The sequence below is a fragment of the Pseudactinotalea sp. Z1748 genome (genome assembly GCF_049725185.1).
Lineage (GTDB): Bacteria > Actinomycetota > Actinomycetes > Actinomycetales > Beutenbergiaceae > CALKWS01.
On the sequence record NZ_JBMPQB010000009.1, the window covers coordinates 44,913 to 61,578 of the forward strand.

15 protein-coding genes and 1 pseudogene are annotated in these 16,666 nt (G+C 70.8%); 3 read left to right on the top strand and 13 right to left on the bottom strand.

Annotation, left to right across the window (positions count from 1 at the left end):
- Window positions 1-23 precede the first annotated feature (23 nt).
- The 10 genes and pseudogenes from ACO0LU_RS16600 to ACO0LU_RS16645 all read right to left on the bottom strand — a co-directional run bounded on the left by ACO0LU_RS16600 (window position 24) and on the right by ACO0LU_RS16645 (window position 9,669).
- Window positions 24-3,467, bottom strand: a complete 3,444-nt coding sequence (locus ACO0LU_RS16600) for an ATP-binding protein (protein ID WP_424792457.1) — start codon at window positions 3,465-3,467, stop codon at window positions 24-26.
- On the bottom strand, window positions 3,467-4,207 hold the full coding sequence (locus tag ACO0LU_RS16605; RefSeq protein WP_424792458.1) for a DUF4194 domain-containing protein: 741 nt from the start codon (window positions 4,205-4,207) through the stop codon (window positions 3,467-3,469). Before ACO0LU_RS16605 ends, ACO0LU_RS16600 begins: the two co-directional genes overlap by 1 nt.
- A 43-nt stretch (window positions 4,208-4,250) precedes the next feature.
- A complete protein-coding gene (locus tag ACO0LU_RS16610; RefSeq protein ID WP_424792459.1) occupies window positions 4,251-5,702 on the bottom strand; it encodes a DUF3375 domain-containing protein in 1,452 nt (483 codons plus the stop codon).
- Window positions 5,699-6,139, bottom strand: a complete 441-nt coding sequence (locus ACO0LU_RS16615; protein ID WP_424792549.1) for a YbaK/EbsC family protein — start codon at window positions 6,137-6,139, stop codon at window positions 5,699-5,701. Before ACO0LU_RS16615 ends, ACO0LU_RS16610 begins: the two co-directional genes overlap by 4 nt.
- Before the next feature lie 148 nt (window positions 6,140-6,287).
- Window positions 6,288-6,935 (bottom strand): cyclase family protein, encoded by a 648-nt coding sequence (locus ACO0LU_RS16620; RefSeq protein ID WP_424792460.1) that lies wholly within the window; start codon window positions 6,933-6,935, stop codon window positions 6,288-6,290.
- A 66-nt stretch (window positions 6,936-7,001) separates the two neighbouring features.
- Window positions 7,002-7,199 (bottom strand): hypothetical protein, encoded by a 198-nt coding sequence (locus tag ACO0LU_RS16625; protein WP_424792461.1) that lies wholly within the window; start codon window positions 7,197-7,199, stop codon window positions 7,002-7,004.
- A complete protein-coding gene (locus tag ACO0LU_RS16630) occupies window positions 7,174-7,452 on the bottom strand; it encodes a hypothetical protein (protein WP_424792462.1) in 279 nt (92 codons plus the stop codon). Before ACO0LU_RS16630 ends, ACO0LU_RS16625 begins: the two co-directional genes overlap by 26 nt.
- Window positions 7,453-7,549: 97 nt before the next feature.
- On the bottom strand, window positions 7,550-8,185 hold the full coding sequence (locus ACO0LU_RS16635; RefSeq protein WP_424792463.1) for an alpha/beta family hydrolase: 636 nt from the start codon (window positions 8,183-8,185) through the stop codon (window positions 7,550-7,552).
- Window positions 8,186-8,229: 44 nt separating this feature from the next.
- Window positions 8,230-8,325, bottom strand: a pseudogene (locus ACO0LU_RS16640) (DNA alkylation repair protein); the annotation flags it as partial.
- Between the two features lie 3 nt (window positions 8,326-8,328).
- Window positions 8,329-9,669: an MFS transporter gene (locus tag ACO0LU_RS16645; protein WP_424792464.1), complete on the bottom strand. Its 1,341-nt coding sequence runs from the start codon at window positions 9,667-9,669 to the stop codon at window positions 8,329-8,331.
- A 202-nt stretch (window positions 9,670-9,871) separates the two neighbouring features.
- Here ACO0LU_RS16645 and ACO0LU_RS16650 point away from each other — a divergent pair, with 202 nt between their 5' ends.
- On the top strand, window positions 9,872-10,342 hold the full coding sequence (locus tag ACO0LU_RS16650) for an OsmC family protein (protein WP_424792465.1): 471 nt from the start codon (window positions 9,872-9,874) through the stop codon (window positions 10,340-10,342).
- 33 nt (window positions 10,343-10,375) lie between these two features.
- Here the strand turns inward: ACO0LU_RS16650 and ACO0LU_RS16655 are convergent, their stop codons facing one another.
- On the bottom strand, window positions 10,376-11,383 hold the full coding sequence (locus tag ACO0LU_RS16655) for a sigma-70 family RNA polymerase sigma factor (protein ID WP_424792466.1): 1,008 nt from the start codon (window positions 11,381-11,383) through the stop codon (window positions 10,376-10,378).
- An 86-nt stretch (window positions 11,384-11,469) separates the two neighbouring features.
- The gene (locus tag ACO0LU_RS16660; protein WP_424792467.1) at window positions 11,470-11,919 is read right to left on the bottom strand and encodes a VOC family protein; all 450 of its coding nucleotides are present in this window, start codon (window positions 11,917-11,919) and stop codon (window positions 11,470-11,472) included.
- Between the two features lie 184 nt (window positions 11,920-12,103).
- Here ACO0LU_RS16660 and ACO0LU_RS16665 point away from each other — a divergent pair, with 184 nt between their 5' ends.
- Window positions 12,104-13,750, top strand: a complete 1,647-nt coding sequence (locus tag ACO0LU_RS16665; protein ID WP_424792468.1) for a glycosyltransferase family 39 protein — start codon at window positions 12,104-12,106, stop codon at window positions 13,748-13,750.
- A 65-nt stretch (window positions 13,751-13,815) separates the two neighbouring features.
- The gene (locus ACO0LU_RS16670) at window positions 13,816-15,435 is read left to right on the top strand and encodes a hypothetical protein (protein ID WP_424792469.1); all 1,620 of its coding nucleotides are present in this window, start codon (window positions 13,816-13,818) and stop codon (window positions 15,433-15,435) included.
- 10 nt (window positions 15,436-15,445) lie between these two features.
- Here the strand turns inward: ACO0LU_RS16670 and ACO0LU_RS16675 are convergent, their stop codons facing one another.
- Window positions 15,446-16,666, bottom strand: a complete 1,221-nt coding sequence (locus ACO0LU_RS16675) for a polysaccharide pyruvyl transferase family protein (RefSeq protein ID WP_424792470.1) — start codon at window positions 16,664-16,666, stop codon at window positions 15,446-15,448.

The window sequence follows — 16,666 nt, forward strand, 5'->3', positions numbered from 1 at the left end:
CGGCAGCAGCCCTGCCCTGGCCGTCACGTCGGCATCTCCAACGGCAATGTCCCGTCGGCGTAGTCATCCTGCTGCGCGGGCACACTCTCCCGCTCGGGCGCACCATTGCGCTGGGGCCGCTCCTGTTGCCCGTTGCCGGCCGACGCGACGCCGGCCGGTTCGCCCACCAACGCGGCGACGTCGTCGAAGTCCACCACGCCCACGGTGGACTGCTTGCGGTCCGCGCAGGTGGCCAGGCCGATCCCGCCCACGTACTCCTCCAGGGTCTGCAACAGTTTCAGCGGAGTCGCCAGAATCATGTGGAAGCCGAACTCGCCGAAGATGTCCATGGCCATGGAGGTGAAGGCGGTGTCGGCCTTGTCGAAGGCTTCATCGAGCACCACGGTGCCGAACCGCGGCAGATCCTGGCCCTCCTCGGCGAGTTGGTAGCGCAACGCCGCCGCCAGACAGAACACCACGAGTTTCTGCTTCTGCCCTCCGGACAAACCCGACCCGGAGTCGTGCACCGCCAGCACCTGGCCCTGCTCGTCGATCTCCTGGGCGATGAAGCGCACGTGCTTACGGGTGTCCAGACACAGTTCCTGCCAGGTGCGGTCTGCGTACTCGGAGGAGGCCAGACGACCCATGAGCCGCGACATCACCTCGAAGGCGGCCTCGGCCTCCGCGCGGTCACGTGCCCCCCAGGATCCGGAGGTAATGGTGTTCAGATCGGCGAGGAACTCCTTGGCTGCGGTCGAGCGATTGTCGGTGACCTTGATGTCCAGGAAACGGCCCACGTCGAAAGGTGAACGACGCAGCGAGGCGTTCACCGGAGCGATCCGGTCGCGGATCTCTTGCGGCGCCCGGCGGATCTGGTTGGCCAGTTGCACCACGTTGCGCTGGGACTGCTGCTCGAGCAACTCGAAGAATCGGTCCTCGAACTCCGGCAGCCGGTCGGCCTGCAACCGGCGCAGGATCTCCAGGTAACCACCCCGGTCGCCCACCTGGTCGGACAGGTCCGCGGCCAGCGCCTGCCAGCGGGTGCGGAAGTCCCGGGCGATAGCGGTGATGTGGTCCTCCGCTTGCCGCGCGGCCGTTGTAGCGGCGTCACGCTCGTCGACAAGTTCCGCGCTGACCGTGGTGGCGATCCGGTCGATGGTGTCGTAGGTGACAGTGCGGCGGGTGCGAGCGGTGTGGAAGCGGCGCTCAAGTTCCTCTTGGGCCTGCGCCGGCACCGCATTCGGCGCCGGCTCGATCTCGGCGAGAACCTTCTGCACGGCCTCCAGGTGAGCCCTCGCCTTGGCCAGCGCGTCCCGGTGGGCTTGCTCGGCTTGCTCGGCCTGCCGCAGTGCCTCTTTGGCCCGCTCGGCCTCCAACTCGGCGGCGTGCAGGTCGGTGTTGCCGGCCCGCAACTCCTGCAGGCGCGCGGTGCTGCGTGCCAGCGCGGCCTCAGCCGCGGCCACATCCATCGCCGGCCACTCCCGGCGCTGCAGCCCCCGCAACACGGTGGCGCGGGCCTGGGCGGCCTCCTGCTCCCTTTCCAACCGTCCGAGCCGGCCGTTGACCTGGTCGAGTTCGCCCTTGAGGCGGCGTAACTCCTCCAGGAAAAGGTCCACCTTGGCGGCGTTGTCGAAACCCAGCACCCACCGGGATCGGTCATCGATGCGGGAGCGGTCGTCCTTCTCATACCGGGTGCGACCGCGTTTGACCTGCCCGGCGCGAGTGACCGCCCGCTCGTGCTCGTGCAGATCAGCGGCGGAGTCGACGCAGGCGTAGTCGTAACTGCGGGCCAGCGTTGCGTGCAGCCAGGGCGCCATCGCACCCTCGGCCACCTCCACCCGATGCACCAGTGACAATTCGGTGCGAACCGGTCGCGGCGACTCCACCTGTGCCGGCACGCTCTCCAGCGACAAGCGGGTGCCCAGGTGGTGGGCGTCGGCAGCGGCGGTGACGCTCTCGCGGTGGGTCGCGGGCACCAGCAGCACGGTGGCCAGTGGCCGCAGCACCCGTTCGATCGCTCCGGTCCACTCGGCATGCTCACCGCGCACCTGCAGCAGTTCACCGGCGAACGGCAGCGACGACGACGACAGGCCGGTCTCCCGGCACAGCAGGTCCCGGGCGGCCAGCAAGCGGGCGTCGAGGTTGGATCGCACCCCGCGCAGCGCCCGCAACTCGGTCTGCACGGATTCGTTGCGCAGGCGCAAGTCGGCCGCCTGTTCCTGCAGCCGGTTTGCTTGCTCCCGCCGGGCCGCCTCGGCCTCGTCGGCGCGGTCGGCCTCTCGCCGCGCTGTGGATTGCAGTTCGGTGAACTCCTCGAAACTGGTGGGCATGGCCACATCGACCTCGGCCAGGTCGCCGGCGAGCTGGTCCCGGGCAGCGCGTGCCGCGGCCAGGACTCGCTCGTCGTTGTCAACCACGAGCCGCTGCATCTGCAGAGCACTCCCCCCGCGCTCGGCGACCACCTGGCGCGCCAGGTCCAGGGCGGACCGGGCGTCCTGGGTGGCAGCGGTGGCGCCGGTCAGTTCGTGCTCGGCCGTGGCCAGCCCGGCCTCGGCCTCGGCGCGGGCCTGTTCGGCCAGGGCGTGCTTCCAGGTGTCTCGGAACGGCGCCAGGGCGGTGCGCAACCCGTCGGCTTGCTCAGCGGCTGCGACGCGCTCGTCGTACTCGGCCGCGTAGCCGGTCAGCGGGGTGAGCACCTCGACCTGGCTGCGGGCCTCCACCACGTGGGCGTGCGCCTGGGACAGGTCGGCGAACTGCTCCACGGCCGTGGTGGCCAGCGCCCGGGTGGGCGGTTCATCGAGCATGAACGTGCGGAACAAGTCATCGAGGTTGTCCAGGCTCTTGGCGCCCTGGGTCTTGTGCAGCAGCACCAGGGCGTTCTCCCCGGCGATGCCCAGCAGGCGGCAGAACCGGGCGGAGAACACTGAGTGCCGGGGGGTGACCAGCGCCTGTGGCCAGGCCGCCTTGATCTGCCGGACTTCCAGGCCACCGCGCACGTAGGGCTCGAAGTCCGGCAGGTCCACCGGTTCCTGGCTCAGCACATGCAACTCGGTGGCATCGGCGGGTGTGCTCGCGCCGCGGCGCAGGTGGTACAACTTCACCAGCGTGACGCTCTTGCCGGTGCCGTCGCCGTACCGCAGCAGGATCCCGCTCCAGGTCGCCCCGCTCCGCAGGTAGTCGCTGACCACCTCACCGCTCTCCTCATCGGCGTGGCGGCGCCAGGCACCCCGGATATAACTGAGAGTGGTGCGATCGGCACGCCGGGTGTCCCCGTCCGCCGCAGCGGCGTTGAAGCGCAACTTGCCGCGCGGCACCAGCACCGCCGCGATCGCGTCCACCAGAGAGGACTTACCCGAACCGGAGTGCCCGGTGAGCAAGTAACCCTTGCGCGGGATGTCGAGGCGGTGGTGGCCGTGGAAGGTGCCCCAGTTGACCACCTCGAGGCGTTCCAGACGCCACTGGCCGGTGTGGGTGAGGGTGGCGGACATCAGGTGAGTTCCTCCTGTGGCGAGTCTTCCGCTTCGGCTGCTGCGCCGTCGTCGTCCTTTTCGGTGGGCGTGGGACGTTCGGGAGGCGTCTGCGCGACCGGGGCGGCGCCGTCGTCCGCGCCGTCCTGCGCGCCGGCGAGCCGGTCGAACTCGGCCTGCACGGCAGCGATCTCCTCGGCCCCGAAGACCAGGCGCAGCACCGGGGAGATCTCGTAACGGCCCTCGGTGCTGGTGCGGGCGAGGATCCCGTAATCGATCAGTTTGCGACGGGAGGAGTTGATGCGTTTGGCGAACATCGCCGGGTCGGCGTCGTCACGGCCGCGGTACACCTGGAGTTGGTCGGCGATCTCATCGGAGCCCACGATCACGCGCTCGCCGCTTCCGGCCTGCAGCAACTGTTGACGCAGGTGTAACACCATGGCCGTGTCCAGGAACGTCATCGACGCCGACCGGACCACGCGAGGGGCCTCGACCTCCTCCGGATCGGCGTTGCGCACGAACGCGACCTCGGCCTCGGTGTCGATGATCAGGTCGAGGAACAGGTCGGCCAGCCGGGAGCGGATCGGGTGCTCATCCGCAAGCAGCGCGGTCCACAGTTGCGGGTGGCGCCGGGCCGACAAGTAGGGACCGCGCAGCAACTGCACCAACGTGCGCCGGGAGACTTCCCGCAACGCGCCGGTGTCCCCCTCCCACAGCGGGCTCGGGGCGGCGGCGTCGGTGTCGGTGTCGGTGTCGGTCACGCCTGCCAGCGTAATCATTGGGTCCGACGTCCGGCGGCGGGCACTACCCCACCGGCGCGGTGAACAGATACACCGGCACGGTGCCGACGCGTGCCACACCGGTGGCTGCGGTCCATGTCACCCGTTCCGCACCGCCCACCTCGGTGCCGTGTTGCTCAGCCAGCACGAGGAGTCCGACGACGGAGGCCACCCCTTGTGTGGCAGGTCGGGCGGCGAGGACCTCACCAATAGTGGACGGGCCGGCCTCGGCCAGCACGGCCGCGACGTTGTCGGTGAGTTCCTTCATGTCGATCTCCGAGGTTCGGGCCAGTTCCCGCAATGCGGCCACGTCCACCGGCGCGGCCTCCACTGTGGTGACGTCCTCGGTGACCTCCGAATCGGCCGGGTTGTGCAGCCGGAGCGCGCCGACGGAGGCCATCGGGACCGAGGTCAGGTCCAGATCCGGGCCCACTCGGTGGAACGGACGAACGGTGTCGCTCAGGTCCATCGCGGTGCGCAGGGTCTGGCGCAGCAGCCGGTGGATCCGCCGGTCCTGCGCCAACTCCTGGCTTTGCACGAACCGGCGCAGACTGCGGGAGAAGGCAGTCATCACCTGGTGGATCTCCCCGCTGGCATCTTGGAGGCTGGGCAGCATCCGGCGCAGCCGCCGGGTCTGCCGGGCTGGGATCTCCTCGGCAAATGGTCGCTCGAGCAACTCGGCCAGGTGTGCTTCGAGTTCGGCGCTGCGCTCGGGGTCGAGGATGAGGGAGTAGAACCCGGTGAAGGTGCGGCCGGCCTCGGAGGCGGCCAGGTGGTCCACTCCCCGGAAGATGTCCTCCAGCACCGCGCCGCGGGAGGACTCCTGTTCGATGAGTTTCTCCCGCAAGGACCGGTTGAGTTGCTCCATCTCGGTGCGTACCCGTGCGAAGTCGGCCGGTAGTTCCTCGGTCAGGGCCAGGATGTCACGCGTCCGCTCCAAGGCGCGATCGGTTTGGAGTACCTCGAAGTCCCCGGCGGCGACACGCTCGATCTGCGCCTCGAGGCGGTCGCGTTGCTCGCGCAGTGCCCGGAGCCGGGAGGCAGCGTCCGGGTCGGTCTCCACGGCGAGTTCGCGCACCCGCTGCAGGATGGTGGTGAGCCGGGATTCGGTCACGGTCTGGGAACGATCGGTCAGTTGGGTGACGAAACGGATCGCGGTGAGGGCCCCTTCGGACAATTCGAAGAACTCATCGCGCGTTGCCTCGGCAGCACGGCGGATGAGGAAACCGGACTCCCGCCAGGAGGCACAGTACTGCTGGGCGGTCTGGGGCAGGTCGAAGCCGTGATCGCGCAGCACCGCCAGATCCTCATCCACCCGGCTGAACAACACCGGGGCGGGTAGCCGCTGGTCCTGCCCCCCGAGGTGCTCGCCGAGGATCGCGATGGCCACCGCGGCGTGCTGGGCACGCAGCAGCGTCCACGCCGGGTCCTTGGCGCTGAGGCGCTGGGCTGCGAACGCCGTGCTGAGCGTGCTCACGGTGTGACTGTACCGACCGGGCCCGAGCGTGGGGGCCGCCCGAAGATCGAATCAAGCAAGCCCGCAGGAGCGGTGTCCCCACCCCCGGCCCACAGCCGCTCGTGGGCGGCCCACTCGGCATCGATCACGGTCCGCACCGGGGCCGGGTGACCGAACGGCGCCACGCCACCGACCACCTGGCCGGTGTGCTCGAGGACGAACTCCGGTCTGGCCCGGCGCACCTTGCGATAGCCCAGGTCAGTGGCGACCTTGGTGTCCACCCAGTGGGCGCCGCTTGCGATCACCAACAGCGGCTCGCCGTCGGCCACGAAGATGGGGGAGTTGGCGATCTGATGGACGGTGCACCCCAGCGCCTCTGCCGCGGCCGCGGCCGTGGGTACGTCCTCATCCGCGTCGGGCAGTGACGCCAGGACAGGTTCCCTGGGGCCTAACAGGATTCGAGATGCCGGCCCGGCAGCCGCCTCACGGCGGAAGGCCGCTCGTAGCGGCGGAGTTTGGAGCCCGGGGGCTTACACCGGGCCCGCACCAGATGTAACCAACCACTCCCGGTGACTATTCCGGCACCGTGATCCGCAGCCAGGGTTCTTACCCCACCGCAGCGAAGGCCCGCACCGGGAACGTCGCCAGGCCCCGCACCGCCGGCGGAACCGCGGTGAACGTGAATCCCCGCGCGGGTAGGCCGGACAGCCCGGTGAGGTGCTCCACCACGGGGATCCCGGCTGCCAGCAGTACCGAGTGGGCCGGCCGGGTGCCGCCGCCGGTGTGGTCGATGTTGACCGAGTCGATGCCCACCAGCCGCGCCCCGGCATCGACCAGTAACTGCGCGCCGTCCTCGGTCAGGAACGGGTGCCCGGGGTCGCCGTAGGCCTCGGTTCCCCAGTGCCGGTCCCAGCCGGTGTGCAGCAGCACCGCCCGGTCGTGCACGTCCAGCCCGTCGAAGGCCTCCGGCCCGATCGCTTGGCCGCAGTCGACGACGACGCCGGGCACTATCGCGCACCGGTGCAGTGACAGCGCGCTCAGGTCGTGCCCCTCCGGGTAGCGGTGGGCGGGGGTGTCCAGGTAGGTGCCGGTGTTGGCCACCATGTCGATGCGCCCGATGGCGAACTCGGTGCCCGGTTCGTATCGGTCGCGGGAATCGGCGAACGTGAGGTGCTCGGTGATCACCGGCCCCGGCAGGCCGGGGTAGGTGATCATGACGTCGGTTACCGTATGGCTCAGATCGATGAGTTCCATGCACGGATCATGCCAGGCACCGGGCCCTGTGCCGGAGTCTGTCGGCCGCCAAGGTTGGCCCTGCGGTCAGCGCACCACGGCCCGGCGCACCAGCAGGGCCATGGCCTGGGGATCATCGCTGTCGAGCACCAGGTCGCCCTCGCCCTCACCGCCGCCCTCCCAGTGGAACTCGATGCCGGGGTTGTGCACATCGGAACCGTCGGCAAGGAAGAAGTGCGGGCTGCCCTGCACAGCCTCATCACGACCGCGGTAGTCGCGCATCATCTGGCCGCCAGGCCCGGAAGCCGAAGTCGGGGACCATGTCGGTAAAGGTGGGGATCTCGGCGTCGACCAGACCCTTCGGCAGCGGCATGGAGTTCACGTCCTCCAGGAGGAACAGTCGGTGGTCCACCCGGACGTGCTCATCCAGGCCGGCTTCGGCGCGGGCGGCGTAGAAGCGGTGCAACTGCACGGTGGCCCACCCGCACGCCACGTCGGTGTAGAGAACCACCGTGCCGGGCTCGACGTGGACGGTCATGGCACGTTCCTTCCCTCGCGACTACTTGCCCTTGGCAGGGTGCCCCGCCCGGGGCCGGTCGGCATCCGCACGGCCAGCGTACGCGGGACTGCTGCCCTTAGGCCGGCGCCGGGAGTCCGGTGAGCCAGTCGCGCACTGCCCCGGCGATGGCGTCCTGGTCCTTCTTCAGGCTGTGATCCCCGGCCACCGTCACCACGGTGCGCTCGGGCGCGGCCGGGGGCATCCCGAACCGGTCCCGCTCGCCCTGCACCACCAGCACCGGCACCCCGGCGCCCTCCAGTTCGGGCAGCCGGGAGGGCCGGTCCTTGGGCGGCTGCAACGGGAACGCCAGGCACAACGCCCCGATCGCGTCGAGGTCGGTGGCGGTGCGGCAGGCCACCCGGGCCCCGGAGGACCGGCCGCCGACGACGACGGGCAACCCTGCGTACGCACCGTTGCGCAGGTGCATGGCGACCTGGGTCCAGGCACTGTCGAGTTGCCGGGCCGGTGCCGGGCCGCGCCGCCCCGCGACCCGGTAGGGCTGTTCGACCAGGGCCACGTGCCAGCCCAGGTCGCGGGCCACACCGGTGGCGGTGAGCAGGTCCGGGGCACCGACTCCCCCACCGGCGCCGTGGCCGAGCATGAGCAGGCCCTGGGGCTGGTGCGGCGTGGGACGCAGGTGCACGCGGGCCGGACCGCCGTCGGTATCGATCAGCAGTTCCTGCTCGCGAACCGCATCGGCTTGATCCGTCATGGCTCGATTCTAGGGAGGCCGCGTGCCGGGCACGGCGGGGCGCCCTACTGTTGCCGGCTAGCCATCTCGTTGACCCACAGCGGCACGTACGGCGAGACGCACCCCGGTGGGGTCGGGTAGTCCTTGAGCACTTCCAGCCGGGCCTACTCCTTGCGGTACTCACCTTGGCTGGGTGCCGCCTCGCCGGCCTCGGGCGGCACCGTGCGGTCCTCACCCTGGCTGGGTGCTAGTTCGCCGGCACCGCCCTGGCTGGGCGGCACCTCGTGGCTGATCCGGAACCGGCGCAGCGGGCCGTTGACGGCGGCGAGGATCGCGATGCCGGCCACCGCGGCCAGCCCCCCGGAGGCGGCGGCGAAGGCGGCGCCGGTGAACCCGGCCACCAGGCCACCGCGGAAGTTGCCCAGTTCGGGTCCGGCCACCCCGATCACGTGCTCGACGGAGGTCACCCGTCCGCGGTGGCTGTCCGGGGTGGCCAGTTGCACGGCGGCGCCGCGGGAAACCACCGAGATGGTGTCGGCGGCACCGGCCACCACCAGGGCGGCCAGCGCCAGCCACAACGGACCGACCAGCCCGAATACGGCGATCGTCGCGCCCCAGATACCCGCCGCCCACAATTGCACCACGCCGGGCCGGTCGGAGCGGGTGAAGGTGCCCGAGACCAGGCCCGCCAGGACGCCGCCGGCCCCGATGGCGGTGAGGAACAGGCCCAGGGTCTCGGGGTCACCCCCGAAGCGTTCCTCGTTGATCATCGGGAACAGCGCGATCGGCATCGCGAGCAACGTGGCCACCAGGTCGGTGGCGTAGAGCCCTCGGAGTACCGGCCTGCGTGCGATGAAACCCATCCCGTCCACGACGGCGTGCACGCCCCGCGCACGGCCGCCACCGGTGGGTGGCATCGCCGGTAGGCGCAGCACCGCGTACAGGGCGACCAGATAGGCCACGGCCAGCGCCAGGTAGGGCGGGGCCAGGCCCCATTGCCCCAGGATCACCCCGGCTGCGGCCGGGCCGATAAGTACGGCGAACTGGAAACTCAGGTGCTGCAGCGCGATCCCCGCGGCGACCAGGTCCCGCTCCAGCAGACGCACCGGGAAGGTCCGCATCGCTGGGGCGCCGAGGGCGCCGGCGCCGGCCTGAACGGCCACCAGCAGCAACAGCACCGGCAGGGAGTCCAGGTCCGCGAGCGCTTGCCCGGCCAGGCCCAGCGCGGTGAGCATCTGGACCACCACCGCGGTCCGCACCAGGTTGCGCCGGTCCACCGCATCGGCCAACACCCCGCCGAACAGGCCGAACACCACCTGCGGGATCGCCCGGGTCAGACCGACCACGCCGGTCCAGATCGGGCTCTCGGTCATCACCCACACCTGGTACAGCACCGCAACCAGCGTCATGTTGGCCGCCACCGCGGACAACGAAGTCCCGAGCCACAACCGCCGGAAGGGTGCGCTCACCCGCAGGGGGCGAAGATTGACCAGGCGATGAAGCACGCGTGCCACCGTAGCCGCTCACCCTGGTGGTTGCGCCAAGTCTTTTTCCCGGCGACACCGTTCACCCGGGCCCGATCTCACTCGGTGGACATCCCCGGCGCACCCGCACCCCTCGGCCGAGCGCTGCGTAACCTCCCCAAGGGCACGGCCGAATCCACGGCCGTTGGTCACGCCCAGAACTGCCCTACCGAACGGAGCCACCATGACCGCCACCGCCACCCGAGCCACCGAGCCCGAGATCGCCAGCATCGGCGTCGCCGGCAGCTGGCAGACCGGCACCCACACGCGGGTGGAGGCCCGCAACTTCACCCTCGACGTCGACGAACCGCCGGCGCTGGGCGGGGCCGACGTCGGAGCGAACCCGATCGAGTACATCCTCACCGGGCTGTCGGGGTGCCTGGGCGTGGTGGTGCAGGTGGTGGCCGCCGAACTGGGCATCACCGTCAGCGGAATCGAATCCAGCGCCACCGGAGACCTGGACCTTCGCGGCTTCCGGGGAACCGCCGAGGTGTCCCCGCACTTCCAGAGCGTGGACCTGCAGGTACACCTGACCACCACCGCCACCGCTGATGAGGTGGCCGAGCTGCGCCGTCAGGTCACCGCCCGCTGCCCGGTGCTGAACCTGATCACCGATGCCGGCGTGGACGTGCACGAGACCTGGCACGTCAACTGAGCCCCTGAACCCAGAGCGCCCGTTCGGGGCTGGTCACGCCTCCAGCACGGCGGGCAGCCCGAACCGGCCGAACAACTCCGGCGTGAAGTGCACGGTCACGTGCGCCACGCCGGCGTCGGTGATGGTGATTTGCTGCAGGTGGAAGGCACGGTGCGCACCGTCGGCGGAGCGCATGTACAGCGCCAGCACCGGCTGACCGTTGGCCGAGGTCGGCACCATCCGGATGTCTCCGGCGCGCTCGGCCGGGCACCAGGTGCCGATCAGCGCGCCGACCTGCTCGGCGCCGGAGTACCAGCCCGGGAACGGGGGCATCTCCCAGACCACGTCCGCAGCGAGCAGGTCCACGATCGCGGGAATGTCGTAGGCCTCGAAGGCCGCCATGTAAGCCGCCAGCAGCGCGCGGCGGCGCTGGCCGTCGGGCATCTGCGGAGCCTCGTCGGGGTCGAGCCGGGCCAGCTTCGCCCGGGCACGCTGCAAGGTGGAGTTCACCCCGGCCACCGTCATGTCCAACGCCTCGGCCACCTCCCGGGCGTGCCACGCCAGCACCTCCCGCAACAGCAGCACCGCGCGCTGGCGGGCATTGAGGTGTTGCAGCGCGGCCACGAACGCCAGCCGCACGCTGTCGGCGCTGATAGCCCGGGTGGCGGGGTCATCGAGACCGGAACCCCAGAGCACCTCATCAGGCATCGGCTCCACCCACGAGACCCCAACCTGCGGATGCGGTTCATCCGCGGCATTGGCCGCCGGGGCCCCCAGACCGGTGGGCAGAGGGCGGCGGGGCCGGCCCTTCAGGTGAGTCAAGCAGGCGTTGGTGGCGATCCGGAACAACCAGGTGCGCAGCGAGGAGCGGTTCTCGAAGCCGTGGTAGGACCGCCAGGCACGCAGGTAGGTCTCCTGGACCAGGTCCTCGGCGTCATGCACCGATCCGGTCATCCGGTAACAGTGCGCCAGGATCTCCCGGCGCATCGGCTCCAGCAGGGCCGCGACGTCAGGGGCGTCGGGCCCGGCTTCGCGGGTGCCGGCATCAACTGCGGAGGACATGACAGCACCGTAGAACTGCAGGCGGGGCGCTGTCACCCCAGGCCGACGACGCCGGAAGCCGGCGCAGCACGGCCTGGGAGGGTGTGTCACGGGCTGACGCAGAACTCGTTGCCCTCCGGGTCGGTCATCACGTGCCAGGAGTGCGGGCCCTGGCTGTTGGTCTCGAGGTAACGCGCTCCCCGCGCCACCAAGTCATCGCGGATGCTGTCGATGTCCCCGCCCGAGGTGATGACGTCGACGTGCCAGCGCAGTTTGCCGACCTTGGGCTCGGGAACCTCCTGGAACACGATTCGCTGCCGATCCAGTTGACCGGCTTCGGCTTCGGGGCAGATCGCGGCCGCCCCGCGCCAGACCCGTTCGCCGCGGAACATCTGCGTGTCGGCGTCGGTGGCGAAACCTTGATCGATCATCGACTGCACGAAGTCGGGATCGGTGGGCTCGACCTGCCACCCCACCAGGGTCTGCGCCCACCAGCGGGCCTGGGCGTGGGCGTCGCGGCAGTCGACGTTGATCTGGATTCGGTAGTGCCCGGGCATCGGTGCCTCCTTGATCGATTGCGTAGGCGCGGCAGCCCCGGTTCGGGCCACCGGCTCAAGGGGCCACCATTGTGGCGGCCACCTCTGACAATGACCACGCCCGGGGCCTGGCGATCCTCGATACCCTGGAGGGGTCCTGCCCTGCCCTCCCCCACCAGTGCGGCGCCACAGTCTCGGAGGATGCGTGTCCAGGCCCCACCCCGCGGCCGCAGCCACCGAGTTGCCCGGCCACCGCGACCATGGCAACCGCACGAGCCCCACCGGCGACGAGGAGCGCGTGAGCCGCACCGGCATCCTGCGCCGCACGATCCTTGCCATCACCGCCCTGTGGGTCGCGGTGATGCTGGTGTGGTCGGTGCTGTTGCCGACCTACCGCTCACCCGATGAGGTCGGGCACGTCTCCAACGGCTACGCCCTGCTGGAGAACGGGGAGTGGCCGGGGTACCAGGAACTGGAACTGCTCACCTGGGTCGTCGAGGCCCGCCCACCCGAGCACGCCGGCTACCAGGCACTGACCACAGATACCACCCACCTGGCTCCCTCCTTCGCTGACCTGCGCGAGCAGAACCTCGGCAGCCCCTGGTCCGGGGAGATCAGCACCACCGGGCAGCACCCACCGGGCTACCACGCACTGGTCGCCGGCGCCCTCGCGGTACTCCCGGCCGATGTTCCCGCCCACGTCACCGTCTGGTGGCTGCGGCTGGGCAACGTCGCCCTGCTCGCACCACTGCCCTTGCTGCTCGCCCTCGGTGCCCGCCGGCTGCGCGCACCCCCGGCGGCGGTGGTCGCAGCCGCCGCCTTCCCCCTGCTCATCCCCCAACTCGGCACCCTCGGCGCGGCGGTCAGCAACGACAACCTCATGGTCCTCACCGCCACCGCGGCCACGATCCTGGCCGTGTACGCCGCGACCGGTGACATGCGGCGCCGCATCGCGGTCGGCGCCGGGGTGGTGCTCGCCGTCGCACTGTTCACCAAGGCCTTCGCGCTCCTGCTGGTGCCGCTGATCGGCCTGGCCTATCTCCTCGGTGGATGGCGAGCGGGCGCCCTCGCCAAAGCGGTCCGAAGGCTGGGCCTCGTCGCCGCACTCGCCGCCACCACCGGGTGGTGGTGGGTCGCCAACCTGTTCCGGTACGGGACCGTGCAGCCCGCCGGTCACTACCCCCCTCGTCCCGAGGGCCCGCTCGACCCGCTCCAGACGCTGCCGGACTTCCTCCTCGAGATCGCGATCCGGGTGCCGGGTCGCTTCTTCTCCTCCCTGGCCATCCAGATCGGACAGCAGCCACCCCCGTTTCCCTACCGGATGACCACGGGCCTGTTCGCGCTGCTGCTCCTGCTCGCCGTCGTCGCACTCGTCCGCACCGCCTCCTTCGGGATGCGTCGCGCCGACACCGCCCTGCTGCTGCTGCCGTTCGCGGCATCCTTCGCCGCGATGATCTCCGGGGTCTGGCCGCTGCACCTGCAGACCGGCCTGATGGTGGGACTGCAGGGGCGGTACCTGTACACCGGGCTCGCCGGGCTGGTGCTCGTGGTGGTGCTCGGGCTCGCCGCGACGGCGCCGCGCAGGGCGCGCTGGGTGGTTCCCGGGGTGATCCTCGCCGGAGGCGGGCTGTACACGCTGGTGAGCATGCGCAAGGTCGCCGGTTTCCACTGGGCCGAACGTGACTCCGCGCTCGGGGACGCGATGGAGGCGCTGCGGGCCTGGGCTCCTGCCCCCGATGCGGTGTTGTGGCTCATTGCGCTCGCCGCGGCTGGGGCTGCGGTGTGGGTCGTCGCCTCGACGGTGACGACGGCGCGCCGCGACCTCGCTGCTGCGGCCCCGGTCAGGGCGTAACAGGTTCGTATGGGCGCGGGTGCGCACCTTGGCGGACGACGACGGCGAGGGCAGGCTGGGACGTCGTGCACACCGACGTAGCAGCCGGGCAGGCACACCGGCGTGCACGCAGCCGGATGCCCCGCGCAGTGGTGGTGCTCACCGCGCTCTGGGTGGCGTCCCTGCTGCTGTGGTCGGTGCTGCTGCCCACCTTCCGCTCCGCCGATGAGAGCTGGCACGTCTCGGCCGCCTACTACCAGCTCGAGACCGGGGACTGGCCCGGCTTCCAGCAGATGCCCGAACTGTGGTGGGTGATCGATGCCACCCCGCCCGGTCACGGCGACTATGAGCCGCTGCCTGCCCAGGTCCCGCCCGGGGCCGACGCCTCGTTCACCGAGCGACGCGATGAGACCGTGGCCACCTCCGGGCCTGCGACCAACCGGGCCGGGCAGCACCCGCCGCTGTACTACGGGTTACTCGGGATGGTGATCGAGGTGGCGCCATCACAGGTGCCTGCCGCCCAGACCGTCTGGACGCTGCGCCTGGTCAGCGTAGCGCTGCTCGGCCCGCTGCCCCTGCTGCTGGCCCACGGGGCGCGGCGCCTGGGCGGCAACCGGCCGGTGCTGATCATCGCCGCGGCGCTACCGCTGACGGTGCCCCAACTCGGCGCCCTGGGCGGGGCGGTGAACAACGACAACCTCCTCATCGCCGCGGCCGGAGCCACCACCGTGCTGGTGACCCACACCCTCTCCGGGGATCTGCGCTACCGGATCACGGCCCTGACCGGGCTGGCGCTCGCGGTTGCACTGCTGTCCAAGGCGTTCGCGCTGGTGCTGGTGCCGTTCGTGGTGCTCGCCTATCTGGTTGCCGGCCGGCGGTTCGGGCGGTTCGGCGATGCCGTGCGCGGGCTCGCCCTGACCGGTGCGGTGGCCGCGCTCGGCGGGTGGTGGTGGGTGGTCAACCTGCTGCGGTACGGCACCGTGCAGCCGGCCGGGCACTCCCGGCCGCGCCCCGACGGTCCCCTCGGGGTCGCCGAAGCGCTGCCCGGGTATGCCGCCGAGGCGGCAACGCTGATCCCGATGAGGTTCTGGGCGACCCTGTCGATCAAACGCGGTGACCTACCGCCCCCGTTTCCCTACACCTTGACCATCACCTTGTTCGTGGTCCTCGTCGCGGCCCTGGTAGCCATCCCGCTGCTCGCCCGCCGGTTCCCGGGCCTGCGGGCCCTGGACGCCGTGGTGCTGGTGGTGCCGTTCTTCGCCTCCCTGGCGTTGGTGCTCGCGGGCACCTTCGGGCTGTACCGGGAGACGGGCCTGGCAGCGGGGCTGCAGGGCCGCTACCTGTATGTGGGTCTGGCGGGGGCGTTCGTCGTGCTGGCCCTGGCGGCGGGGTGGCTGCCTGGTCGTTATCAGCGGTTCGTGCCGATCCTGGTCACCCTGGGTGCCCTGGTGTTCCTGGCGGTGAGCATGCGCAAGGTGCTCGGCTTCCACTGGGCCACTCGGGATTCCACGATGGCCGACGGCGTCGCGGCCTTGCGCGCGTGGAGTCCGGTGCCGGATGTGGTGCTGGCGCTGCTCGCGCTGGTGTGGGTGGTCGCGGCGCTCTGGGCGCTCATCGAGGCGCGGCCGGCGCGACGACGCGAGGTTTCGGGCGAACCCGGCCCGGCCACCGCCGTCGAGCGCTCCACCTCGGACGGCGACCACTAGCAGCACCCGGTCACCCCCGGGCGGCCTCCTCGATCACCACGATCTGCTCCAGGGCCTTGGCCCGCACCCCGGGCAGCGCCCCCGCGATCTGCGCCGCGACCTGCTCGCGCCGCTGCAGCAGGTCGGCGAGCATCTCCCGGAACCGCGCCTCAGTGGCGTCGGCATGGGCGACGGCCAGCCCGGCCTGGCCGAACATCTCCAGCACCTCGCGGTACTTGTGGCTCCACCCGATCACCAAGGTGGGTACGCCCATCGCCAGCGCGGACACCATCGCGTGAAACCGGGAGGCGACGAACACCTCGCAGAGCGAGATCAGATACCGCAACGCCTGCGAACTCAACTCGGCATCGACGAACAGCACCTTCTCCGGCGCGGCGACGCGGGCATGGATCGCCCGGCACAGCGGCAGGTCGTTGTTGTGCGTCTTCGTGGTGTGCGCCCGGGCGCTGTGCGCGACCAGGAACACCGGCCGGCCGAGATCCTGCGTGATGTGGTCGATCTGGGCGACCACCTCACCCACGTAGTCCTGCCCGCGCGCGGCGGCCCCGGTGTGCAGCACCGCGCTCGGGGAGAGGCCGACGACGTCGCCACCGTCGAAAAAGGTCGTGTCGACGTGCCGGCGCGCCTGGGCGATATCCGCCCGGCCCACCTCGAGCGCGAACGCCAGGTCCGCACCTTCATGGACGTTACGAAGCCCGGTGTCGAGGAGATGCTGGTGGGTCACCGCCCCGCGGGAGATGATCGCCGCCACACGCGGGAGCATGGCCCTGGCGGCCAGGCGGTTCAGCGGCTCGGCGAAGGGCCCCATCGCCTGGGCCACCTTGACCACCGGGGTGCCCAGGAACAGCGCCGGCAGGATGCTCGCCACGTTGTAGATCAGGTACTTGCCGCGCCCGTCCACGAACGTGATGCCGCCTTCGTCCAGGAGCACGTCGGCTCCGGCCAGCACCCCGATCTCCGGCACCGCCCGCTCGATCACCCGCCGCAACGGGGGCAGCAGCCGGTGTGCCAGCGCGGCACTGTTCAGCAGCACGCCCAGGCGCGCCGGGCTCGCGTCCAGCACGCGCACGTTCCGGTAGGGGTTCAGCCGGGCATCGGAGGTGGGGTACATGCTCAGCAGCACGAACCGGGCGCGAGGGTCGGCGGCGCTCAGGTGCTGCACGGAACTCTCCAGCATCGCCGCCGCGCCCTTGTTGCCCGAGAACGCCGAGCCGATGATCGCGATCTTCAT